The organism is Vibrio mexicanus (assembly GCF_001012815.1).
GTDB classification, from domain to species: Bacteria; Pseudomonadota; Gammaproteobacteria; order Enterobacterales; family Vibrionaceae; genus Vibrio; species Vibrio mexicanus.
Window position 1 is genome coordinate 41,732 of the sequence record NZ_JYJP01000051.1, and the last position, 24,315, is coordinate 66,046.

Sequence of the window (24,315 nt, forward strand, 5' to 3'; positions counted from 1 at the left end):
CACGCGATGATAAAAACACTGGTCGTTGGTTCGTCGAGAGTCGATTTTGTCCCAGCATATACAATAATAAACAAGGTATGTAGCGTAGTAACGTTTGAGCAAATGAGAACATAAGCACATTCTGCCCCTGAGGTTTTTCTAGAGCTATGCTGTTAAAGTCTCTATTTCATGTATGAGCGAGTCTTTATTGACGGGCTTGGGTACATATCCATCCATGCCAGATGAGAAGCAGCGCTTGATGTCCTCATCAATGACACTCGCGGTGAGGGCGATGATGGGCGTTTTAGTTAGGCCACTCGATTGCTCATATTGGCGAATTTCTTTAGTAGCTGTATAGCCATCTTTCACAGGCATCATACAATCCATCAATATGATGTCGAACGAGTTGTCTTTGGTATACATATCCACGGCAATCTGGCCGTTTTCAGCGACTTCCAGCAAATAGCCAGCTTTCTTCAACATCGTTGAGGCGACCATTTGATTAACGCGATTATCTTCAACTAACAGCACTTTTTCTGCCTTGCCTTGTGTATTAGTAACATTGTTAAAACTGGTGTCGCTAGTTGGTTGATGTGCCACACTTTCGTTTTGGCTCGTTGCTTTTTTTACAGATGGTAGTCCCTTTCGTTTTGCTGTGCTTGATTCAACGCTGCTTGGTACAACGTTGTTCGGTTCATGGGAACTAGGTTCGACAATGTCTGGACGTGGAATCATTTCTTGTTGTGAGCTTGAAGTAACTGAATCATTTTGTTCTATGTCATGAACGACGTCATTCGAAGGATCTTGGTTAATGGCGTGTTGGATTTTCTCTTTGAGAACGGAGAACTTGAATGGCTTAGGTATATAGTCATTCATCCCTTTATCAAAACACTTCTGAATGTCATCATCAACAACACTTGCCGTTAACGCGATGATAGGTATACGTCGTGCCATGCCGTTGGATTGTTCGTATTCGCGAATTTTTTCAGTGGCGGTGAAGCCGTCCATGACTGGCATCATGCAATCCATCATGATGACGAGATAATCTGGATTGCTGATAAACATGTCGAGCCCTTCGCGTCCGTTGTGGGCAAACTCATACTCGTAACCCGCTTTTCCGATATGCAATCCGGCAATCTTCTGGTTCACTTGATTGTCTTCTACGATCAGAATTTTTCTTTTGGGCTTTGAATTGAGGTTGACGACTAAGTCACCATCAAGGCTAGACTCATGAAGTTCACAAGCATCGATTGCTTTGATTAAGCGACTGCCGAGCAAAGGGAGTGAAACTTGTGCGCTAATGATTCTTTCGAGCTCGGTATACTGTCCATGGAAAGAGCGCACGAGACATATATTGGCACCTTGCAGTTTAATCATGGACAATTGTTGAAAGTCACGGGGCAAAAGATCGTTCGGCTCTACAAACAAAACGGTTGCGGTTGTGATGGAAAAAGGAACAGCATTAACTTCGTTAAGCTTGGAAATATCTTTAAAGCGACTAGCGACTTCAATACCATAGAAATTAAGCTCATCATTGATTCGTTTTGCTAGCCCTTCAGCGCGACAGACAAGAATAATGGGGGATTCGACCGGATGAGGTTTGGCCCTGTCTTCTTCAATATCCAGTGTTAAATCAAAATAGAAACAGCTACCAATGCCTTTTTGAGAGTCTAGCTGAATACGTCCTCCCATGAGTTCAACGAGCTGTGTACTAATTGCCAACCCCAAGCCAGTTCCACCAAACTGGCGTGTGGTCGATTCATCTTCCTGAGCGAATGGCTCAAAGATGGTTTTCTGCTGTTTTTCATCGATACCAATCCCTGAGTCTTGGACAGAGAACCGTACTGTGATTTTGCCAATGTCTCGACTCAGTGTTTGAGCCGACAGTGTCACGCTACCCTGAGAGGTGAATTTTACAGCGTTCGACATAAAGTTCATGATCACTTGCCTTACACGATGGTCATCGGCCAACAAGCGGCTTGGAATGTCTGGGCTTATTTCTACATTGAGCCCTATTTTCTTTTCTTTCGCCCGTGGAATGGTGATCGCGGCGATGTCATATATAGATTCACGGATATTGGTGGAATGCTCACTGATTAACAGCATACCGGATTCAATCTTAGAGAAGTCGAGAATATCGTTAATTAGGCTTAATAGAAGCTGGGACGAAGTTTCAATGGTGTCGACATATTCGCGTTGTGTTGGGTTTAACTCAGTATCAGATAGAATTTCCGAGATCCCAATGACACCATTTAGCGGTGTGCGAATTTCATGTGACATGTTGGCTAAGAAACTACTTTTTGCTTTGCTCGCTTCTATCGCTTGGTCTTTCGCAATTTCGGCATCTTCTTTAGCTAACGTCAAGCGTTCGCTGGCGAGTTCTCTATCTAATGTGAGCGATTCGACTTCCTTGGCGAATCGGCTGATCTCATCGTTGCCAGCCGTTAAGCCATCAAGTTTAGGCCTGTCTTGGTTTTTGTCCAATTTCAAAAATGCCAATATTAAGTTCAGGTTTTTACTGAGTTTTCGTGCCATTGTTGTACTCGCCAAAATTACGAACAGCATCATAAGCGCAACGGCAGAGATTGATAAGAAACGCGCTCCTTGCACGGTATTAATAGAACTACTGACCTCATTTGAAAGACTTTCTTGGATCGTACTTGCGACGTTTTGCAGTAAACTGAAGCGCGTGCTCAACGCCTTTAATCCGTCTTGCACTTGAAATGGGGTGAGTGTTTGTAACTTTTCGGGTTGCATCAGAATGTCTCGAAACTCATTACTTCGAGCAAACGATTGATTACTCAGTGTATTCGCCATAAAAGGGGTAAGTTCACCACCAACATTGAGTGAAATGAATCGATCAGCAAACAGAGACTGTCGGTAACTTAAACTGCGGATCGTATTAGCTAAGTCTACCGAATAGGGTTCTTCTTGATTCTCTAATTTAAGGAGCTGGGTACTTAAGATGTACTCTTCGTTATACCAATACATTAACCACTCGATTGCAATTAGAGCTTGTAACTGCTGTTGAACGATTGTATTAGCGTGACTAAAAGGAATGTTTTCGAGTTCGTAGAGCAGGGCCTCATATTGCTTTGCTTGTTGACTGATGAGATCAAGTTTCTGATAGATGTCATCAGATTGGTGAAATGCCTGGCTAGTCTCAATGTACTGTGAGACCAAGTTGTTAGAAACCGATGAGCGGACATTGAAGAGGTTAGCGGAGATTTTAGATAGGTTCTCGCTTGCGGTGGTAATTTGCTCAGGTGTCAGGTTATTGGTTTGTTGGTTACGATATACGTATGAAAGGGCTCTTATATAACTCGACAGTTGCTTTACTTTATCGTATTCGTTTAGCTGCGAGTTGAGATGTACAATTAGGTATCCTGCAAAAAACAACAGCAGGAAAAGTGGAAAGATCGCTAACCCTAGAAGCTTGACGTTTAAGGTCAACCGCCTCATTAATTTTCCGTTTGTTCGAACGTTTGAGGGTACTTTATCGGAGAACATAAGCTTTTTGCGTTGTTACCTATATGAATAATGTAGAATATCAGCGTTAATTAATGAAGCACCGAAAAACAAAAATACCCACAAAGAGTTAGGATTAACATTTTTGAAGTAACCAATCAGTTCTTGATGTTTCAAAGTTAACCCAATATTCACTGTAGTTTAACGAGTAGGCAGCTCCGACAGGCAGGTACGACAATAACATGTCGATTCTTTGGGCTCAGAAGACGTGTCACGGCGTTCGATTTCAAAGCACCAACAAGATGATTTACCAGCGCTAATATCGCAATGAGCTGGTTCTCCACATTTTGGGCAAGAGTGGGTGTTAACCTTTTGAGAGAGCTTATTCATGATATGTTCGCGTTCTTCGTCGGTCATATGTCGCCAGTTTTGAATCTCGGCAATGGTACGATGACAACCAGAGCAGATGCCTTCGTTGTTTTTACAAGCAGCGATACAAGGTGTTTTCATGGACAGGTGACTCGGTTTTTATGATGACTATGGAAGAGTGATGAAATATAGCGAACTTGGGGTAGGATTTCAGTCTGAATTTACCAAAAGACTCAATACAAATATCGAGAACCCTACTGAGGCCTGCTGTTGACACATAGGATAGATGAATGATTGTGTTAGGTGACGAGAGCTATCTATATGACGACAATGTTTCGTTACAATCGAGATTCGATTCAAAGCCATCATTTTGCCACAATGGCATCGGTTTTGATTCGATGAACTGAGTATGCTGACCTATCTATCTGCTCTACCGCCTGTCATTTTGATTTCTGCACTTTGGATCTATTTCTGTTTTCAGTTCGTGAGCTCAATGAACTGGCAGTTGTGGAGTGACATAGGTGTGTATGGTTTGGTCTCAACCGCGATCGTTTTTCCCATGTTTCATGGCGATTGGGCTCAGTTCAAGCAAGCGGCGACCATCGTCGCAATCGCTTCCACTATTGGTTTAGTAGGTAAAGCATTAATCGATGCGAAACGGCCCGATTTAAGTGGTAACGACAGTTTTCCGTCCAATCATACTGCTAATGCTTTCGCAGCTTCAACAGCTCTCATGATGTGGAATGGGTGGCTTATTGGTCTCATGTCCTATGGTTTAGCGACTTTGGTAGGTTTGGGTAGAGTTCGAGCGCTTAAACACCATTGGCGAGATGTAATTAGTGGCTTAGGGGTAGGAATTATCGCCTCTGTGCTGGCATTCCACTTCTTCTAATTAACTTCAAAATATTCCTATTGTTTATATCGATTATTCCATCAGGAATAATCGATATTACCATTCTTGGTATATCACAGGGTTATGATATCGGCAGAAATCTCCTTGTCGCAGCAGTACGAGTATCGAGCGTTAAGACTTGTCGTACTGCGAGAAGGCGGCGGGCGTAATTGTCTATCATCAAAGTGACTCATGAAAATTAACTATATTCATACCAAACACCTGCAGTTTCTTTTTGCTCAGCTTACAAAAGATGCCCCGAAATCTATCCAACCGATACTTGCGAGTATACAAGCGGAACAAAGTGGGCGGGATAACACGTATAACGCTAGTGAATTAACAATTTCAATAATTGAACGACTAAGGCAACTCAGTTCAGTGGAGTCAGGGACCTGTGCCTGCTCTCCTGAGTCGATAGAAGCGCTTAGCCGCGAAATTTTGATTCGTACTTTTGAGTTGGAAAAAGGATTAGCGTTTAAAGCGACTCACAACATTCAGAATCTACTATTTGTGGGAGATGTGCATGGGCAGAGCAGTAAGTTATTCGAGCTTATGCAAAGCCAAGACTGCATTGAAGATCAATACGAGACAGCGTTTATAAACTCTCATCTTGTATTCGTTGGCGATTTAGTCAACATGCCAACAAACATCCAAGGCGATGATCTTGCGGTATTGAGAAGAGTAAGAAGTTTAACAGAGACCAATAGAGCATTTTGTTTGATGGGGAATCATGAGCTTAATGCGATCAAAGCTCAATTAGGTTTCACAACAGAGTGCGACTCAGGTAGCTTTGTTGACAAGGTTCAGAAAAGAGAAGATGCGGCGCTTTATTGGGTTGAGTGGTTTAAAACCTTACCGGTTTATCTCGACTTTGGAGAAATCCGAGCGGTACATGCGTGTTGGCACCAAGGGACGATCGATCGACTAAAGCCGTATCTAACTGAAACGAATGCAATCAAACCAGAATGCTGGGCTTTTATCTTGGATACTGAACATGAGCTTTCTAAGTTACTTTGCGTTTTATTGGAAGGCCCTAAAGCTATGCTTCCAAAAGGGCATTACTATCTGAATAAAAATGGTTGTACTTCGGCAGCGGCTCGTATCGCTTGGTGGAAAAACCGCTATGGAATTGCTTCAATTAGTGACCTAACGGTTAATACCGAGGTTCACTTATCACCAGATATCGAGCAGCACGTCAGTGCTACAGAGCTAAGTTGGGTTGAACCGCCCATTTATCCAACCATCATTGGCCACTATGGGCTGGAGCCAACGCAATACCCTTCGAAACTCAGCGATCGTGTTGTGTGTGTCGACTATCAGGCTATCATGCCAGGTGCGGATCTGGTGGGATATTGGGTGTATTTGTCTGAATGGGAATCAGTTGATGAGTTGACTGATAATCGTCACTTTGTCGTCAAGCAACAGCCTTGCGACGGTGCTTTGGTTTCTAACGGAGTAAGGCAACTGATCATTCAAGGCCTTAACCGAACCCCGCAGGCAATGGTGGATGAAGAGACGTTAGCGCGCGTATCAAAGATTCTTTATCAGGAATGGACGCCATACAGCGAATTCGACCAAACGATACGCGAGGCGTACTACCCTGTGGTGAATGATACTCGCTACAATTTCGAGTTGTCGGCGCTTTCTGTAGCGGCCGTAGGCAATATCGAACAGCTTGCAGGTTATCTTCTACTTACTGAGCAATACGCCATTGGTATCAATCGACCAGAAGCAGAGCGCGAATGTAGCAGTGTGGCGGAGAAAGTATTCAAATTTGCACCGTGATAAAGCCATAACAATGTGCCATTGTTGGGTTAACTGCAGTACACTGCCGTTTTGAATAAAAGAAGCAGGAAAACCATGACAATTCATAGAATTAACCCATGTAAACGTTGGTCTGATGTCACTGTATACAATGGTATTGCGCACTTTGTGGAAGTGGCCGAAGAAGACACAAAAGCGGATATGAAAGGGCAAGTCCAGCAAATATTCGCTCAAGCAGAACAGATGTTGGCGAGCGTAGACAGTGATCGTTCACGAATTCTTTCAGTCACAATTTATGTTACTGATTTTGCGAACTTTGATGCCCTAAATGAAGAGTGGGATGCATGGTTTCCAGAGGGTACTGCGCCTAGTCGCGCCTGTGTGAAAGTAGAACTTGCTGATCCTGAGTTGCTTGTTGAAATGGCCTTTGTCGCGGCAGCTGGAGAGAAATACCGCGACTAAGTAACAAATATGAATCGAACTCTGTGTTATTTTATTAATAACATGAATGTTAAAGGAAAGTAATATGGAGTTTGATTGGGTTGAATGGTTCGGTTATCTAGCATCGCTGGTGGTCTTGGTGTCACTCACCATGACCTCCATTGTAAAGCTTAGGGTAATTAACTTCATCGGTTGTTTGCTGTTTGCGGCGTTTGCCTACTTTATTGATTCCTACCCAACCATGTTTATGAATCTGGGTATCGCGGGGATCAATGTCTACTACTTGTATCACCTTTATCACTATAAAGAGAAGTTTAAGCTCATTTCTGCTTCAACGGCTTCAGAATACTTCCAACACTTCACATCGACCAACAAAGTAGAGATTGATGACCAAATCCCAGTTAATGAATTGAGAAGCTTTAACACCGCATTTTATATGCTGCGAAACAACACTGTGGCGGGTGTCTTGGTGGGCAACATTGATGAAAGTGGTGAGTTAGAAGTTGCTCTAGATTTTGTCACGCCTGAGTATAGAGACATGAAAGTCGCTAGATTCTTCTATTCGAAACATCCGGAACATTTGGTAGAGCGTGGAGTGAAGGAAATTGTAGCTGTCGCACCGTCTGAAGTCCATGCAGAGTATCTAGAGCAAGTAGGGTTTACTAAAGAATCGGGTGACGAACAAAAGTATCGAATGAGTCTTGTGGCTTAAGGTTCTAAGTCTTTACGTTTTTAAGCTGTAAGGTTCTTGGGTTGTAAAATTTTTAGGTCACCAGCTTAGGTTTTCAAAACTATACGCTTCACAAAATCAAAGCCCCTGAAAACAGGGGCTTTGTTATGTAGATTCGATTTACCATCTGAGACTATTAACCAAGTGCTGGCAGTGCACCTACAGTAACGAGAAGCTGCGCAGAGATAATCATAATGCCCGTTGCCATTGCAACAAACAGCGCAGCGCTACCACCTATAACTTGATACATGTTGTCTTGGCACTGCGTACGTCTTACCTTGTGCACCATGATAACAGGCAAAAAGATCGCCAAAATAACCAAAGCGATTGCAGCGTAACCTAGTGCTGTAATAAATCCTTCAGGGTAAAACAGCGCAAATCCAAGCGGCGGTGTAAAAGTAACAAGGCTTGCTTTTATGCGATTGGTTTTAGATTGATTTGCAGATGAGCTTTCAGATTTAGAGCTCATTACATCATTCAAAAACTCGAACAAGCCAAGGCTTACACCTAAGAATGAGGTAAGCAAGGCGAGATCAGCAAACACACTCACGATACTTGCCAATTTTTCACTGTTGACTGTAGCCGATAGCGTTGAGATTAATGCTGTTAGTCCAGAGTTTTCAATCAGAAGATTCTGCTCAATTACACCCAAAGTCACTGTTTGCCAGAAGATGTAAATGACTAGGGGAAGAGAAGAACCTATAAGCATAACCTTACGCAGGCTTTTGGTATCACCATCTAAATAGCGAACGATAGAAGGGATACTGCCATGGAAACCAAATGAAGTGAACACGACAGGGAGCGCCGCAAATATTAGGCCTTGCTCGACAGGCATACTCATCAAGTACCCCCTCGTAACGTTGGGCGCTAGGAAGCTTAACACCATTGCCATCGTTATGATTTTTACAATGAATAACACGCGATTCACCTTATCTACGGTGCTGGTGCCGATCGTAATAATTGTTGCGACAATTAAGGTAAAAACTACCGTGACGCTAGAAGGTGACAGGTCAAGAGAGGTCCAGTCATTGAGTCTGCTGTTAAACTGAGCACCACCTCCGGCAATGTAGGCTGCGCAAAGCGCATAAAACAGAAATAGCATAGCAAACGCGCCAACAAACTTTCCTTTATTTCCAAGGATCTGTGTCGCTAAGGTATGCAATGTCGCGTCGTGGTCGGCATACTGGTGAAGCTCTACCATAAGAAGGGCGGTAAATGCCATGAGGGCCCAAAGGGCAATCATAGTAAAAATCGATGCGGTAAAACCAATGCCTGCAGAGGCAATAGGAAGGGCAAGCATGCCTGCACCGATAGTTGTACCTGCTATGATCAGAGTACTACCAATAGTTTTAGATTTTGTCATGTGTAAAATTCTTTATACAGCCATTTAAAGAAGATAAACAATTAACCAACGTGAAATTAATGGCAATTGGTTTGGTGTTGCGCGGATTATGCAGTGATAAAATCTATAGATCAATGGGTGTAATGAAATAATTCCTATGGTGTAAAATTATTTTTACGATAGACTGGTAACTCACAAAATACGGAAACAAACATAGAATGAATTTTTTGGCGCATTTGCACATTGCCAATCACTGTGATTCGGACTTGCAAGGGAACCTGCTAGGTGATTTTGTAAAGGGCGATCCATCAAAACAGTATGAAGAACGTTTAGTAAAAGGGATAAAACTGCATAGATTTGTTGATTCCTATACTGATACGCACGCAGTCATGAAAGAAACAAAATCACTTTTTCCTAAGGGAGTGAGAAGGTTTTCGCCAATAGCCATGGATATGTTTTGGGATCACTGTTTGGCTGCCAATTGGGAGCGATATCATGATGAATCCTTGCGCAGTTTTTGTGACTTCGCTGAGGCGCAAGCGAGGCAACATTCAGAGTTTCCACTGCCAAGCAGATACCTCAATCTTATGAGCATTATGTGGGATCAGCGTTGGCTCGAATCGTACCAGCACCTTGATAATATAGAATATGCTTTAATAAGAATGTCGAGCCGTTCTCCTCGAATGAGCGAGCTTAAAAACTGTTTTGAGCATATCGAAAACAACTATCACCAGCTACTGGAACGATTTGAACTGCTTTATCCAGACGTATTAGCAGCAGCAAAGGCACAGAGCTTTTGATAGAATGCGCCGCAAGTTCGATTATCGGTTATAACTATGTCACAACAATTCCAAAATCTTGGCCTCTCAGAGCAATTATCAGTGGTACTGGATAAATTAGGTTTCTCATCGCCAACGGAGATTCAGTCAAAAGCGATAGCGCCGGTGCTAAATGGGGATGACGTGTTGGCAGGTGCCCAAACTGGCACAGGTAAAACGGCGGCCTTCGGTTTACCTATCATTCAAAAGTTTGTCGATTCTCCTATTGAAAGAGAACCAAACAGTACCAGTGCCCGCGCGTTGGTTCTAGTTCCTACGAGAGAACTGGCTCAACAAGTATTTGATAACTTGACTCAATATGCTGGTGGCACAGATCTAAAAATAGTCACCGCGTATGGAGGAACCAGTATGTCTGTACAAACCAATAACTTAAAGGGTGGTTCTGACATCTTGGTTGCCACACCGGGTCGTTTGCTTGATCACATGCATTGTCGAAATGTCTCTCTGACTGATACAGAAACTTTGGTTTTGGATGAAGCTGATCGTATGCTCGATATGGGATTCATGCCTGATATTCAAAGAATCTTAAGACGCATGAACAGTGAAAGGCAAACCCTGTTCTTTTCCGCAACGTTTAACAAACGCATAAAGAACATTGCTTATAAGATGATGTCTGAACCGACAGAGATTCAAGTCGCGGCCGAAAACAGCACTGCAGAACGAGTAAAGCAGATAGTTTATCCCGTTGATAAGAAGCGTAAAAGTGAGCTTCTAGCATACTTAATTGGTTCTCGTAATTGGCAACAGGTGCTTGTTTTTACAAAAACGAAGCAGGGTACTGATGCTTTGGTAAAAGAGCTCAAGCTAGACGGAATTAAGGCTGCTTCAATCAATGGTGACAAAAGCCAGGGTGCCCGCCAAAAAGCGTTAGATGATTTCAAAGACAATAAGGTGCGTGTATTGGTGGCTACGGATGTTGCCGCGCGTGGTATCGACATTGTTCAGTTGGAGCAAGTTATCAACTATGACATGCCATACAAGGCAGAAGATTATGTGCACCGAATTGGACGTACAGGACGTGCAGGACAAGAAGGGTTGGCGGTATCTTTGATGAGCCGTGACGAAGAATATTTGCTTGAAGCGATTGAGCGACTGCTAGATACGCGACTCCCTCAAGAGTGGTTAACAGGCTTTGAACCAAGTTTAATAGAAGAGGTGGTAAACGACGACCGCCAACCACGTAAGCGTGGACGAAACTCTGATAAGAAGAAGATGAAAGCGAAATTAAAAATTCACGCGAACCGAGGTAAAAATAGGCGTTAAACTGAAATTTAAGTTGCACTATATTGGTGCGGGTGATCTGACTCGCTCTTTTTATTCTGTATTCAATATCCTATTGAATATTTTGTTATTATATCTTTCGTTGACTGATTAATTGATAATTAGGTCATATTTAGTGTTGTTACTTTAATGCTAATTCTGTAATTTAATTTATTTTTGGTAATAAAATAAATTGCACATATTCCCCTCGGTTATTTCAGATTTATTACACCTCTTTGTTTTTCATTATTGTGTTTCATGAGATGTTATTTCCCTTAACAAACAACAACTTATTGCTATTGATAAAAGACGTATTTTCACAAATTTCTCACAAAATCAATAAGTTATACTGATTAACAAGCCCATAACATTTCATAACTGTTGGGATCGTGCTCAACATTTATTAATGTTAATTGATTTTTTATTTGAATTGTAACAATTAAGGCGTAACTTAATTTGTATTAAGTGTCTTAAATCTAATAACAAATAAGACCAAAGAAAAATTATACGTTAGTTGGTGCCGTTTTTAATGGCACCAGTATTTGCTTGAAAACTGCTGTTAAGAATGGAGTCTCTTAATGAAGAAGGTCGCTTTGATCACGGGATCAAAAGGCGGAATAGGTTCTGCTATTTCAAAACAACTCGTCGAAGACGGGTATCGTGTAATTGCAACGTATTTTACTGGTAATTATCAGTGTGCGTTGGATTGGTTTAACGAGCAACAATTTAACGAAGACCAAGTTCGTTTATTGGAGCTAGACGTAACCGATACAAGCGAGTGTGCTGAAAAGCTAAGTGTTCTGCTTGAGGAAGAAGGAACGGTTGACGTAATCGTAAACAATGCGGGTATTACTCGCGATGGCCTCTTCAAGAAAATGAGCGCAGATGCTTGGTTTGATGTTATCAATACCAACCTCAACTGTGTTTTCAATGTAACTCAACCATTGTTCGCGGCTATGTGTGAAAAAGGCAATGGTCGTGTTATCAACATCTCTTCTGTAAATGGTCTAAAAGGTCAATTTGGTCAAGCTAACTACTCGGCAGCAAAAGCTGGGATGATTGGCTTTTCCAAAGCGCTTGCTATGGAAGGTGCTCGTGCGGGTGTAACGGTAAACGTCGTTGCGCCAGGTTACACAGCAACACCTATGGTTGAGCAAATGAAACCTGAAGTATTGGACGCCATCACAGGTCAAATTCCAATGAAACGCCTTGCTAAGCCGGAAGAAATTGCACAAGCCGTTAGCTATCTCGCTAGCGACGCGGGTGCTTATATTACAGGCGAAACACTGTCTGTGAACGGCGGCTTATACATGCATTAAGGAGTTTTGAAATGGAAAAAGTATTTGTAGTTGCCGCTAAGCGTACTCCACTAGGGTCGTTTGGGGGAAGTCTAAAAGGCGTATCAGCAGGCCAACTAGCTGCGAAAGCGATTAAGGGCGCACTTGAAAGCGGAAAAGTAAACGTTGATAACATCGATGAAGTTATTGTTGGCAACGTAGTAAGCGCTGGTCAAGGAATGGGTGTTGGACGTCAGGCGGCGATCTTCGCTGATATTCCAGAAACAGTCCCTGCATACAGCTTAAACATGGTTTGTGGTAGCGGCATGAAAACCGTTATGGACGCAGTGTCTCACATCCGAGCAGGTGATGCGCAAATTGTCGTAGCAGCGGGTGTTGAGGTTATGTCTCAAATCCCTTTTGCAGCCCCTGCATCAATTCGTGATGGCAACAAAATGGGCAATATGTCTCTAACAGACTTGTTGGTTGCAGACGGCCTAACTGATGTTTACAACCAATACCATATGGGTGTGACGGCTGAAAACATCGCTAAGCAATACGATATTAGTCGTGAAGAGCAAGACGAATTTGCCTTATCTAGTCAAATGAAAGCTGCCGCAGCGATTGAGTCTGGCAACTTCAAGGATGAAATTGTCCCTGTCGATGTGAAAAAGCGCCGCGAGACAATCTGTTTTGACACTGATGAATATCCAAAGTTAGATGCTACTCTTGCTGGCTTACAAAAGCTTCGCCCAGCCTTTGATCGTGAAGGCTCAGTGACTGCTGGCAATGCATCAGGAATTAATGATGGTGCGAGTGCGATTATCCTAGCGTCTGAAAGTGCAGTGAAAGCGTATAACCTTGAGCCAATCGTTGAGATTGCGGGTTACGCGCAAACAGGACTTGATCCTAAGGTGATGGGTCTTGGCCCAGTACAAGCGGTGACTCAAGCTCTTGATAAAGCGGATCTGACAATCGCAGATGTTGACCTTTTTGAACTTAACGAAGCTTTCGCTGCACAGGCGTTAGGTGTGATTAAAGGGCTAGCACAAGAGCATTCTGTCACTGAAGAATCGATTAAAGAAAAGTCTAACCCTAATGGCGGCGCAATAGCACTTGGCCATCCACTTGGGGCATCAGGAAACCGAATTTTGGTGACGTTGATACACGAGTTGAAACGTCGCAAAAGCCAGTATGGCGTAGCCTCGCTTTGCGTGGGGGCGGTATGGGAACCGCAGTGATCGTAAAAGCAATTAGTTAGTTTAACGGAAATTAAAACATCTCAATTAGGAGCTAGTTATTATGTACACTGATTTTTTCAAAACATTCACAGATCAAACGGAACAAAACCTTCAGCCATACCTTAAATTCAACAAGCTTGTAACTAAAAATGTTGAAGTATTGACTGAGCTACAACTTAACGCAATTCGCACATACAGCGAAATGGGTTTGACTCAAATGAAAGCGGCAAGTGAAATCAAAGACGTAACGTCTCTTACTGCTTTCAACAGCCAGCAGCTTTCGGTTCTGACTAAACTTTCTCAGCAAATGACAGAAGACAGCGCAAAGCTTCAAAACATTGCTAAAGAGTTTAAAGACGACGTTGATGCTCTTACAACGGAAAACATGAAGACAGTAGCACCAGCATAACTTGTCTTTCCTGCCGCTCCTCTTGGGGCGGCTTTTTCCGAATATAGGAGTAAAATCATGTTTCAAAACTTCTTTTCGGACTACCTTGTTAAGCTCCAAGAAAGCAATCAAAAATGGTGGCAAGATCTCGAACTGAGCAAGGCAGCCGTTAATTCCCCTTTTAATAAAGCAATGCAAGAAGTCAATTTTGACGACACTGCAAAGCTATTTGAAAAAGCCGCGAATCAACCTTCAACCCTTCTTTCTCTGCAAACTCAATGGTGGGAACAGCAACTGCAAATTTGGCAGAACGTTGCTCTCGCCGGCAATGCAGCCAATGTAGTGGAGCCTGAACGTGGAGACAAACGATTTGCTGACGATGCTTGGCAATCTGAGGCTTTCTACAACTTCATCAAACAGTCTTACTTACTGTTTAGTAAAACTTACCTTGACACGATTAACAGTATTGAAGGGATTGATGAGCAAACCAAAGAACGTCTTTCGTTCTTCTCCCGTCAAGCGATTAATGCGCTATCGCCAAGTAATTTTATCGCAACAAACCCTGAACTTCTTAAACTTACTTTAGAGCAGAATGGTGAGAATCTTCTCGCTGGCCTTGAAGTACTTAAAGAAGATCTGGAGTCGAGTGCGGATATTCTGAAAATTCGTATGACGAACAACAATGCTTTTCGTATTGGTGAAGACGTTGCGAATACTCAGGGCGATGTGGTGTTTAAAAACGACTTGTTTGAACTGATCCAGTACAAGCCATTGACTGAGAAAGTGAATGGTACGCCGCTTCTTATCGTTCCACCTTTCATTAATAAGTACTACATCCTGGATCTTCGCGAGAAGAACTCCATGGTGCGTTGGCTATTAGAACAAGGCCACTCGGTGTTTATGATGTCTTGGGTGAATCCAGGTGAGCAGCACGCTAACGTTGAGTTTGGTGATTATGTAACGGATGGTGTTGTCAAAGCAGTGTCTGCAATTGAAGACATCACTGGTCAAGAGCAAATCAACGCGGCGGGTTACTGTATTGGTGGAACTGTATTGGCTTCGACAGTGGCTTATTACGCAGCGAAACGTATGAAGAAACGCATCAAGTCGGCGTCATTCTTTACAACGCTGCTTGATTTCGGTCAACCCGGAGAAGTTGGTGCGTATATCAATGATACGATTGTTAGCGCGATTGAAATGCAGAACAACGCGAAGGGTTACATGGATGGCCGTTCACTTAGCGTGACATTTAGTATGCTGCGCGAAAACAGCTTGTACTGGAACTATTACGTTGATAACTACCTAAAAGGCCGAAGCCCAGTTGATTTCGATCTTCTTTATTGGAACAGCGACAGCACAAACGTGGCAGCGAAATGTCATAACTTCATGCTTCGTGAGCTCTACTTAGAAAATAGGTTGGTTCAAGATAAGGGCGTGAAAGTGGGCGGCGTTTGGATCGATCTCAATAAGATCAAGATTCCAAGCTACTTCGTGTCGACAAAAGAAGACCACATCGCACTTTGGCAAGGCACTTACCGCGGCGCTCTTAAAACAGGCGGCAACAAAACGTTTGTATTGGGTGAGTCGGGCCATATTGCAGGGATCGTCAATCATCCAGCTAAAGGCAAATACGGTTACTGGCTGAATGATAATCTAGATGATTCTGCGGATGAGTGGATGGCTAATGCTGAACGCAAAGATGGGTCTTGGTGGGTTCATTGGCACGAATGGTTGATGGGATTCAACCTGATGATCAAGTAGAACCATTTAGTGTGGGTAATGAAAACTACCCAGTGCTTTGCGCCGCGCCTGGTAACTACGTCAAGCAAGTACTTCCTGTGAAAGTGGAAGAAACAACGGAAAGCGCTGAGCCCGCTTAACGTTCGCTTTACTTTCCAGTCAAAATAGAGCCCTTGCGGCTCTATTTTTTTGTGAGGTCATCAATGATTGGGCAGTCGCTGTTGCTGTCACCTGGGCAAGATGACACCCAACTCTCCAACTGTTTTTGAATCTCTTTGAGTTCTTTGATTCTAACTTCTATCTCTTCAAGCTTATTTTCCGTTTGCTTCTTAACATCACAGCTCTTGCGATTTGGGTTACGAGCCAGCGATGCGAGCTCGGCGCATTCTACCAAAGAGAAGCCCGCCTTGCGGCTTTTGGCGATAAGAGTGAGTTCTTGTACATGTTGATTAGTATATTCTCGGTAGCCGGATTCACTTCGGTTGGGCAGGGTGATTAACCCTTTGTCCTCGTATAGGCGAATGGATTTAGCGGATAACCCGGTGAGTTCTGCGATAGCACCAATGTTCATGAAGACTCCTATCAGAATTCTCTGGGTTGATTGTACTCATAACTCGGCTATATACCTAGAGGAATATACTTAATAGAAGAGAATGGCAGGGCGGTTATCGATTTAATTTTTGTTGAAAATGAAATCTAATTTTGCGCTGGATCAACTAATAATACAAATTAAATTATAATGAGCCAAAATAAAGTTGAATCATTCAAAAATTATTGAATAATAGCAGCAGAAACAAAGTTACTCTCACACTACAGTCATTTAATAGGAACTATACCTAATGTCTAATTCGTTTGTACTGGTTATCAACTCAGGCAGTTCTTCTCTCAAGTTTGCTGTGATCGATTCAAAAACTGGAGATGCAGTAATCTCTGGTCTAGGTGAGTGCTTTGGCTTACCAGAAGCTGTCATTGGTTGGAAATACAACGGTGAAAAGACTGAGGAAGCGATCAGCGCTCCAGACAATCACCATCAACACGCTATCAACCGAATTGTTCGCCTAATGGATACATTGGGTTTCACCAATGACTTAGTTGCTGTTGGTCACCGTATCGTTCACGGTGGCGAAAAATTCACTTCTACTGTACGTATCGACGAAGAAGTGCTAGCGGAAATCGAGAGCCTGTCAGACTTGGCTCCACTGCACAACCCTGCTGGCGCTAAAGGTATCGAAGCGGCTATGCAGGCTTTCCCAAGCCTACCTCAGTTCGCTGTATTCGATACAGCTTTCCACCAAACGATGCCTCAGAAAGCCTTTACTGGTGCTATCTCCAACGAACTATACAAAGAATACGGTATCCGTCGTTACGGTTTCCACGGCACAAGCCACTACTTCGTAAGCCGTGAAGCTGCGAAAATGCTGAACAAGCCAGTGGATGAAGCGAGCTTCATTTCTGTTCACCTAGGCAACGGTGCATCGGTTTGTGCGATTGAAAATGGTCAGTCGGTAGATACATCAATGGGCTTCACACCGCTAGCTGGTCTTATGATGGGCACGCGTTCTGGTGACCTAGATCCAGGTATCATCGAGTTTCTTATCAAAAAAGGTTGGAGCGCAGAGAAAGTATTCGAAACGCTAAACAAGAAGTCTGGCTTCTTAGGTGTGTCTGGCCTAACATCTGATGCGCGTGGCATTCTAGAAGCGATGGAAGATGGTCACGAAGGTGCGAAACTGGCATTCGAGGTATTCACTTACCGCGTTGCTAAATACATTGGCTCTTACATGATTCCACTGTCTAACCTAGATGCAGTTATCTTCACAGGTGGTATCGGTGAGAACTCGTTACCAATTCGTCGTGAGATCTTGAACAACCTTAAGCTACTAGGTTTTGTTGAAGATGTAAAAGGCAACGAAGATGCACGCTTTGGTGCAGCAGGTATTATTGCTAAATCTGCAGTTCTTGATGCTGTAGCAATGGTTATCCCAACTAACGAAGAGTTCGTTATTGCACAGCAATCAGTTGAGCTTCTTTAAAAGCGTTTAAAATGAGATTGTCAAAAGCGAGCCTAGTGCTCGCTTTTTTGATGAGCGAAGTCGAAGGGTTTTCCTCTGTGTCGACCTTCAAAATACTCTTTCACAAACTCAATAAAGGCTTTCATTAGATCAGTTGCGGGTACACCAAGTACACTGAATTATGCTGGTGGTCGGTTTCTTGCGTCAGAACTTGATTGAGTCGGCCGCGTTCGACATCCCTTTGTACGTAGTAGTTCGCCAATCGCGCAATACCATTACCAGATAGCGCCGACTCTTTGAGTAAACTATTTTCATTGCTCGAGAGCCAACCTTGGGTTTGAATCGTCCCCGTTTTCAAAGGCCACTCCTTTTTGATGCTGCTCATTTCAAGGAAGCGCGTTAGATAGGTTATTCATAGCCCAAAATATATTCGAACCATCGCAATATAGCCTATTAATGTCTATTGAACCGAGCTTGAAAGGGATTGAGCTCATTACCAATAGGTTCAGTGAGTAACTTGTAAAGCTCTGGCCGGCGGCCACGAATCCATCGACGACCTGTGCACATCTCTAACTCGTCAGCTGTGATGTCCGCAATAATCATATCGTCGTCAATACTGTCTGATTCGTTAATGATCTCGCCATATGGGCTGATGATCATTGCGTTTCCTGTCCGTACTTCATTCATATCGACGCCAATACCATTGCTGAATATAAGATACATGCCGTTATCGTGCGCACGTGAAGGGAGCCAACGCATTAGCCACTCGCGTCCTTTGCGACCTTGAAATTCAGCCTTGATGGCATTTGGGTTTGATCCCCTGTTATGCCAGAGCTGAGGTTCAATTAACCCATGGCTTTGGGACTTCGGGAGTCACACCCACCGGTCTGATGGGGAGCGAGAAGGATATCAGCGCCTTTAAGGGCAGTCGCACGCACATTTTCTACCAGATTGTTGTCCCAGCAGATTAGAATTCCAACACGCCAGCCTTGAGGAGTATCAACCACGGTGTAATCATTGCCACTACTCATGTTCGGGTTAACAAAGGTATGCAATTTTCGATGTTTAGCGAAGCTACCATCTGGCATAGCCAGTACAAAGGTGTTGTAAAGCTTGCCATCAGCATCAATTTCTATCAGCCTGCGCCGATGTTCATGTTGGTTTTCTCAGACAGTGCGAGTAATCGCTGAGTTGACCTTCCTTCTGGGACGGGCTCTGCTAAGCGCTCCAACCCGGCGTGATCAAGCCTAGAAACATGCCAATAGCCGGTGATACACATTTCTGGAAATACAATCATATCGACGCTTTGACGGTGGGCTTTCTCTACGAACTGCTCGATAACCCACATATTGTAGGCTTTGTCATTTGCGCGGTGATTAAACTGGACGGATGCGACTCTGAGATCTTTCATGTCAAACTTCCAACATTGATTCAATGACATCAGTTTAAAAAACTTTTACGATTCCAAAAATTGAATATTAGTTAAACTATGATGACTAAATGGAATGGATTTTGATCAATTAAATGCTTACTGCACCCTCGCTCAATGCAATAGTTATCGCCTCGCGGCAGAACGGTTGTGTATCACTCAGTCAGCATTAACCAAAAAGATTCAGCGGTTAGAAGCAACGATTGGGTCTCCTTTGTTTGAGCGCGGCAGAAAAGGGGCGACGTTAACATTGGTTGGCGAAACCTTATTGGATGATGCGCAACGTTTGGTTGCCAGTTTTGGTCAGTTTAAAGAGTTTTCTTTGTCCGTGTCGCAGGGGACGACAGGGCACTTAAAGATTGGTTTCGGTATTTCTACTCTTTACGAAGCGCCAAGACATATCGCTCAATTCAAAAAATCCTACCCAAATGTAAAAGTCACTCTCAATGACATCCCTTCAAAGACTCAATACACCATGTTAGAGGATGGTGACCTCCACCTGAGTTTTAATCGCCTACCAGATTCAGGCAGCTTTGGAACGCTCAGTTTATATATCGACCGACTTGTTGTCGCAGTGCATGATTCCGTGACCATCGATCCCGGCACGATGTGGGAAGAGTTACGAAACCGAAGTTATCTTAAACTCGCGTCGCCGCGCGGGCCCGGTTTAAGTCGTCAGATAGAGCAGTACTTAGCCCATCAAGATCTAAACCTTCGCGTAGAACAACAAGCGGATGACATATTAACCTTACTTGGTTTGGTATCTGCGAACCTCGGATTCACGATTATTCCAGTTAGTGCCCAACTGATCGATCAACCCAACATTCAGTACGTTGCTTTGCAAGGGGCATATTCTAGCTGGGATGTCGGGCTAATCTGGAAAGAGCCAGTGGCTAACCCTTTGGTATCGCGTTTCATTGAGGGTATGTCAGCGGACAAGCGTTAGCACCTATGGGGTAATATTTTTGTGTGGCTGCAATTTCGTTCAATAACTCTGACTATCGATTGATTATATTAGCCCTCAACAGCAGTTAAATGAGAGGGACACATGGAGAGTTTGTTATTGGCGATGGCGGGGTTTGTTTTAGTAGGTTCAATTACGCCTGGGCCGGTTAATGTCATTGCTACGAATACAGGGTTGAACGCGGGCATATATAAGGCTTTCACGTATGTATTGGGTGCATCACTGTCATTTAGTGTCGTTGTGTTTATCGCTGGATTGATGCTCAATGAAGTCTCTGAACTACTGCCCAAAGCGACGTTAGCGATGCAAATATTCGGGAGTGCATTTTTACTTTATGTCGCATTTCAGCTTTCACGCGCTAGCGCTTCTTTTACCGATGCTAACGAGAATCAAAGTGCGGGTTTTTGGGCCGGGAGCTTTACCCAGGCAATCAACCTAAAGCATGGCTGTTTTCGAGTTCTGGCGTAAGCCTATATGTGGTGGGTCGCGAAACCGAGAATGATTTACTCCTAATATTTACGCTAGTCTCTTTTGTTATCTGTATGATTGGCGTTGGAGTATGGGCTGTCGCCGGCAGGTTGTTAAGGCAGCATTTGAACTCAGAGGGCAAAGTTCGTCGTTTGAATCAGGTTATGGCCGGGCTATTAGTTCTATGCATCGTCGTAATATGGCTTTAAGGACGTAAGAGGTTGAGTAAAAGGAACAACTATGAAAAGAGATAAGAGTGCCGAGTTTACTTGCCCTACGGTCATGCCTTGGATTGAAATTAGAACCGCATTAAATAGCGCTGCCTGTTATGACTCTCATTCTCATGATGAAGTTTCCTTCGGCATCATCAATTACGGAAGTGCAAAGTACAGAAATCAGAGGAATCAACATCTAATCGGGCAGGGAGATGTCGTTACTATCAACCTGGGGATGTACACTCGTGCAATCCCGATAAAGGGAAGTGGTCGTATTCTATGCTGTTTGTTGATGCGCTCAAATTAGGTGATGTTCAACGCGAGATAAAGGCCCACACGCAAGACTATTTGGCATTTAACAATGATTTAGAAAAGTCGCCGCTGATTCAACAGCAATACTTAGCTTTGTATGATGCGCTCAGCACAAGCAAAGACAGTTTAAACTCAGAATCACTAATGTTTGATTTCGTCGAAGTGATATTAGGGGCGAATGAGGGTGAAGGTTATCGAACCCCGAATGCACAGGAAAATGTGGCTCGGGTGAGAGATAAGCTGTTGGATGAAATGAATGCTCCTCATTCCCTTGAAGATTTAGCACACGAAGCGGGCTTGAGCCAATATCAATTACTTAGAGCGTTCAAAAAACACTACGGATTACCGCCTCATGCTTATCTTTTAGATGAAAAGATTAAACGCTCTAAACTTATGCTCAAAAATGGGTCGAAGGTGATAGATGTTGCGTATGAGCTGGGTTTCTCAGACCAAGCGCATTTTCAGCGTCATTTTAAAAAGAAGCTAGCAGTAACACCGAAATACTATCAATCTCATTTTATTGGCTGATTTTTTCGATAAATTGAATCGTTCGTCTGTTTGGTTACATTGATTGGTTTGATTGCAGAGCCAGTGACACTTTGGAACTAGGGCGACGGTTAAGGGCTTTGCAGATGTCCCATCCTGCTTTCGCAATCGCCTTTAATTCGATTCCCGTTGAAATACCCATCCCATGACATAGATAGATAACATCTTCTGTCGCAACATTCCCTGACGCCCCTTTGGCGTATGGGCAGCCACCTAGGCCCGCAACACTCGTGTCTATCGTTGAAATGCCCATGAGCAGTGATTGATGTATATTGGCTAGCGCTTGGCCCCATGTATCGTGGAAGTGGACGGCAAGACATTCTGGCTGGATTTCTACTAGCAAGCAATCAAGCATTGCCTGAACACGTTTTGGAGTACCCGTTCCTATCGTATCGCCCAGCGACACTTGATAGCACCCCATATTGAGTAGCTGCTTAGCGATCGTTAATACGCGTTGTGGGGACGTCGGCCCTTCATAAGGGCAATCTAGGACACATGACAAATAGGCCCGAACGGGGATGTTATTCGCTTTTGCTTTTTCTAATACCGGCATGAATCGTTGCAGGCTTTCGGTAACCGAACAGTTTGTGTTTTTACGACTGAAACTTTCCGAGCAAGTTGTGAAAACAGCGACTTCATCTGGTGAATGCTGAAGTGCCGCATCAAAACCGACGATGTTTGGCACTAGCGCTGTGTACGAGACCTTGTCGGAACGCTCTATTTTGGAAAAGACTTGGTTTGAGTCAGCCATTTGAGGGACCCACCTTGGAGAAACAAAGGCACCAGTTTCAATATGGGTAAGACCGGAGTGGGAGAGGTCGTTGACTAACGCCACCTTGCTACTGAGCGAAACGGGCTGTTCATTTTGCAAACCATCTCTGGGGCCAACCTCAAATAGCGTAACGGATTGTGGTAGTGACATTGTGATTCCTCGCGCCGTTTGCATGAGTATTAACTGAATAGCTGTCTTTAGCCGCCCAATCTACATCCGAAAAATACCAAATTTAGACTCTTGTACCGGAGCATTTAGAGCGATATTAAGTGACTGAACTAAGACCTTTCTTGTGTCCGCGGGGTCAATAATACCGTCGTCCCAGAGGCGAGCACTGGCATAAAATGGATGACCTTGCTCATCATACTTCGCCCGAATTTCTTCACTATATGCGTTAGCCTCATCTTCACCCCAATCAACCCCCTGCTTTCGCTTTCGCTCCTTAATGACTTGGGTCATGACACCGGCAGCTTGGGCTCCTCCCATTACTGAAATTCTGGCATTGGGCCACATCCACATAAACGTCGGGTCATAAGCACGACCGCACATGCCGTAATTCCCTGCACCATACGAACCACCAATTACCACAGTGATTTTTGGCACATCTGCGCATGAGACGGCCATGACTAACTTAGCGCCATGCTTGGCGATGCCGCCTTCTTCATACTGTTTGCCGACCATAAATCCCGTAATGTTTTGCAAAAAGACCAAAGGAATCTTCCTACTGGCACAGATTTCGATGAAGTGCGCACCTTTTTGGGCAGACTCGGAAAACAAAATGCCATTGTTAGCAATGATTCCAACTTGAGTTCCTTCAAGATGGGCAAATCCGCAGACCAGCGTTTTTCCGAACAGCTCTTTAAACTCGTCAAATTCTGAACCATCAACGACGCGTGCGATTATCTCTCGTACATCAAAGCTTAACCTTAGGTCTGCATTGACGATTCCGTAGATCTCATCGGCTTGATAGTTAGGGGACTGAACACTATTGAGCTCTGGTTGTTGAGCCCTATGCTCTTGTTCATGATGGTGAGTCGACTCTAGGGGGCAACTGCTGACACATTGACGAGCTAACATGAGTGCGTGCTGCTCGTTTTTGGCGTAATAGTCAGCAACGCCAGACTTTCTGCAATGCACATCTGCACCACCTAGCTCTTCTTCAGAAACCACTTCTCCAGTTGCAGCCTTCACTAAAGGAGGGCCAGCCAAAAAGATTGTCCCTTGTTCTTTGACGATAATAGAAACGTCCGCCATAGCTGGAATGTAGGCACCACCCGCGGTACATAACCCTAGTACGACAGCAATTTGCGGAATGCCTTGGGCAGACATACGTGCTTGATTGTAAAAAATGCGACCAAAGTGGTCTTTGTCTGGAAACACTTCATCTTGGTAGGGGAGGTTCGCACCGCCTGAGTCAACAAGGTAGATACAGGGTAAACGGCACTTCTGTGCAATTTCTTGAGCGCGTAGATGTTTTTTTACGGTCAACGGGTAATAGGTGCCGCCTTTCACTGTAGGATCATTGGCGATAATCATGCAATAACGGCCGTCCACTAGACCAATACCGGCGACAACACCGGCACATGGCACTGGATCCTCATAGACGTTCCAGGCTGCAAAGTGCCCGATCTCTAAGAAATCTGAACCTTCGTCTAGGACATTCGCAACACGCGAGCGAACAGGAATCTTGCCTTTTTGTTTGAGTTTATCTCGTTGAGCCTGGTTCCCGCCTTGACGGATTATGTCTTGACAATTTCTTAAATCTTCAACAAGTTTGATCATCGCCTCTCGATTGGAGACATACAGTTCACTATCGATGTGTGTCTTACTTCGAATAGTTGGCATTGCCGCCTCCTTTGACTAAATG

At 43.8% G+C, this 24,315-nt stretch carries 20 protein-coding genes and 3 pseudogenes; 15 read left to right on the forward strand and 8 right to left on the reverse strand.

Going from position 1 to position 24,315, the window contains the following annotated elements; all coding sequences use genetic code 11:
* Positions 1 to 144: 144 nt before the first annotated feature.
* Together UA76_RS07545 and UA76_RS07550 are read right to left on the reverse strand one after the other, a co-directional pair.
* Positions 145 to 3,441 carry a response regulator gene (locus tag UA76_RS07545; protein ID WP_047044554.1) on the reverse strand — a complete coding sequence of 1,099 codons (3,297 nt, stop codon included), beginning with the start codon at positions 3,439 to 3,441 and terminating at the stop codon, positions 145 to 147.
* A 207-nt stretch (positions 3,442 to 3,648) separates the two neighbouring features.
* A complete protein-coding gene (locus UA76_RS07550; RefSeq protein WP_047044555.1) occupies positions 3,649 to 3,957 on the reverse strand; it encodes a cysteine-rich CWC family protein in 309 nt (102 codons plus the stop codon).
* Positions 3,958 to 4,225: 268 nt separating this feature from the next.
* On the opposite strand from UA76_RS07550, the gene UA76_RS07555 reads away from it, so the two are divergent.
* The 4 genes from UA76_RS07555 (at position 4,226) to UA76_RS07570 (ending at position 7,625) form a co-directional block, all read left to right on the forward strand.
* A complete protein-coding gene (locus UA76_RS07555) occupies positions 4,226 to 4,708 on the forward strand; it encodes a phosphatase PAP2 family protein (RefSeq protein ID WP_047044558.1) in 483 nt (160 codons plus the stop codon).
* A 192-nt stretch (positions 4,709 to 4,900) separates the two neighbouring features.
* Positions 4,901 to 6,493: a metallophosphoesterase gene (locus UA76_RS07560; RefSeq protein ID WP_047044561.1), complete on the forward strand. Its 1,593-nt coding sequence runs from the start codon at positions 4,901 to 4,903 to the stop codon at positions 6,491 to 6,493.
* 75 nt (positions 6,494 to 6,568) lie between these two features.
* Positions 6,569 to 6,934, forward strand: coding sequence for a RidA family protein (locus UA76_RS07565; RefSeq protein WP_047044563.1), 366 nt, complete (start codon positions 6,569 to 6,571; stop codon positions 6,932 to 6,934).
* Positions 6,935 to 6,998: 64 nt separating this feature from the next.
* Positions 6,999 to 7,625 (forward strand): hypothetical protein, encoded by a 627-nt coding sequence (locus UA76_RS07570; protein ID WP_047044567.1) that lies wholly within the window; start codon positions 6,999 to 7,001, stop codon positions 7,623 to 7,625.
* Positions 7,626 to 7,779: 154 nt separating this feature from the next.
* Here UA76_RS07570 and UA76_RS07575 read toward each other — a convergent pair whose 3' ends face one another.
* A complete protein-coding gene (locus UA76_RS07575) occupies positions 7,780 to 9,006 on the reverse strand; it encodes an aromatic amino acid transport family protein (RefSeq protein ID WP_047044569.1) in 1,227 nt (408 codons plus the stop codon).
* A 197-nt stretch (positions 9,007 to 9,203) separates the two neighbouring features.
* On the opposite strand from UA76_RS07575, the gene UA76_RS07580 reads away from it, so the two are divergent.
* The 6 genes and pseudogenes from UA76_RS07580 (at position 9,204) to phaC (ending at position 15,870) form a co-directional block, all read left to right on the forward strand.
* Positions 9,204 to 9,785 (forward strand): acyl carrier protein phosphodiesterase, encoded by a 582-nt coding sequence (locus UA76_RS07580; protein ID WP_047044572.1) that lies wholly within the window; start codon positions 9,204 to 9,206, stop codon positions 9,783 to 9,785.
* A 36-nt stretch (positions 9,786 to 9,821) separates the two neighbouring features.
* Positions 9,822 to 11,087: a DEAD/DEAH box helicase gene (locus UA76_RS07585; protein ID WP_047044574.1), complete on the forward strand. Its 1,266-nt coding sequence runs from the start codon at positions 9,822 to 9,824 to the stop codon at positions 11,085 to 11,087.
* Positions 11,088 to 11,662: 575 nt separating this feature from the next.
* The gene (locus UA76_RS07590; protein ID WP_047044577.1) at positions 11,663 to 12,403 is read left to right on the forward strand and encodes an SDR family oxidoreductase; all 741 of its coding nucleotides are present in this window, start codon (positions 11,663 to 11,665) and stop codon (positions 12,401 to 12,403) included.
* A gap of 11 nt (positions 12,404 to 12,414) precedes the next feature.
* Positions 12,415 to 13,622 (forward strand): annotated as a pseudogene (locus tag UA76_RS07595) (acetyl-CoA C-acetyltransferase).
* 41 nt (positions 13,623 to 13,663) lie between these two features.
* Positions 13,664 to 14,011, forward strand: a complete 348-nt coding sequence (locus UA76_RS07600) for a phasin family protein (protein WP_047044579.1) — start codon at positions 13,664 to 13,666, stop codon at positions 14,009 to 14,011.
* Positions 14,012 to 14,068: 57 nt separating this feature from the next.
* Positions 14,069 to 15,870 (forward strand): annotated as a pseudogene (gene phaC, locus UA76_RS07605) (class I poly(R)-hydroxyalkanoic acid synthase).
* 41 nt (positions 15,871 to 15,911) lie between these two features.
* On the opposite strand, the gene cueR reads toward phaC, so the two are convergent.
* Positions 15,912 to 16,301, reverse strand: a complete 390-nt coding sequence (gene cueR / locus UA76_RS07610) for a Cu(I)-responsive transcriptional regulator (RefSeq protein WP_047044581.1) — start codon at positions 16,299 to 16,301, stop codon at positions 15,912 to 15,914.
* A 268-nt stretch (positions 16,302 to 16,569) separates the two neighbouring features.
* Here cueR and UA76_RS07615 point away from each other — a divergent pair, with 268 nt between their 5' ends.
* A complete protein-coding gene (locus tag UA76_RS07615; RefSeq protein ID WP_047044584.1) occupies positions 16,570 to 17,763 on the forward strand; it encodes an acetate/propionate family kinase in 1,194 nt (397 codons plus the stop codon).
* 124 nt (positions 17,764 to 17,887) lie between these two features.
* On the opposite strand, the gene UA76_RS07620 is transcribed toward UA76_RS07615, so the two are convergent.
* Complete coding sequence (locus UA76_RS07620; protein ID WP_047044586.1) at positions 17,888 to 18,100, reverse strand: LysR substrate-binding domain-containing protein; 213 nt, start codon at positions 18,098 to 18,100, stop codon at positions 17,888 to 17,890.
* A 95-nt stretch (positions 18,101 to 18,195) separates the two neighbouring features.
* Positions 18,196 to 19,153: pseudogene (locus tag UA76_RS07625) on the reverse strand (nitrilase-related carbon-nitrogen hydrolase).
* 94 nt (positions 19,154 to 19,247) lie between these two features.
* Between UA76_RS07625 and UA76_RS07630 the strand changes: the two are divergent.
* The 4 genes from UA76_RS07630 to UA76_RS07640 all read left to right on the forward strand — a co-directional run bounded on the left by UA76_RS07630 (position 19,248) and on the right by UA76_RS07640 (position 21,658).
* Positions 19,248 to 20,117 carry a LysR family transcriptional regulator gene (locus UA76_RS07630; protein WP_047044589.1) on the forward strand — a complete coding sequence of 290 codons (870 nt, stop codon included), beginning with the start codon at positions 19,248 to 19,250 and terminating at the stop codon, positions 20,115 to 20,117.
* A gap of 102 nt (positions 20,118 to 20,219) precedes the next feature.
* Positions 20,220 to 20,603, forward strand: a complete 384-nt coding sequence (locus UA76_RS23425; RefSeq protein WP_052771985.1) for a LysE family translocator — start codon at positions 20,220 to 20,222, stop codon at positions 20,601 to 20,603.
* 282 nt (positions 20,604 to 20,885) lie between these two features.
* On the forward strand, positions 20,886 to 21,125 hold the full coding sequence (locus UA76_RS25610; protein ID WP_420340906.1) for an AraC family ligand binding domain-containing protein: 240 nt from the start codon (positions 20,886 to 20,888) through the stop codon (positions 21,123 to 21,125).
* Positions 21,098 to 21,658: a helix-turn-helix transcriptional regulator gene (locus UA76_RS07640; protein WP_420340904.1), complete on the forward strand. Its 561-nt coding sequence runs from the start codon at positions 21,098 to 21,100 to the stop codon at positions 21,656 to 21,658. Before UA76_RS25610 ends, UA76_RS07640 begins: the two co-directional genes overlap by 28 nt.
* Positions 21,659 to 21,692: 34 nt before the next feature.
* Here the strand turns inward: UA76_RS07640 and UA76_RS07645 are convergent, their stop codons facing one another.
* Both UA76_RS07645 and UA76_RS07650 read right to left on the reverse strand, forming a co-directional pair.
* Positions 21,693 to 22,598 (reverse strand): hydroxymethylglutaryl-CoA lyase, encoded by a 906-nt coding sequence (locus tag UA76_RS07645; protein ID WP_047044592.1) that lies wholly within the window; start codon positions 22,596 to 22,598, stop codon positions 21,693 to 21,695.
* Positions 22,599 to 22,658: 60 nt separating this feature from the next.
* On the reverse strand, positions 22,659 to 24,293 hold the full coding sequence (locus UA76_RS07650) for a carboxyl transferase domain-containing protein (protein WP_047044595.1): 1,635 nt from the start codon (positions 24,291 to 24,293) through the stop codon (positions 22,659 to 22,661).
* Positions 24,294 to 24,315: the final 22 nt, after the last annotated feature.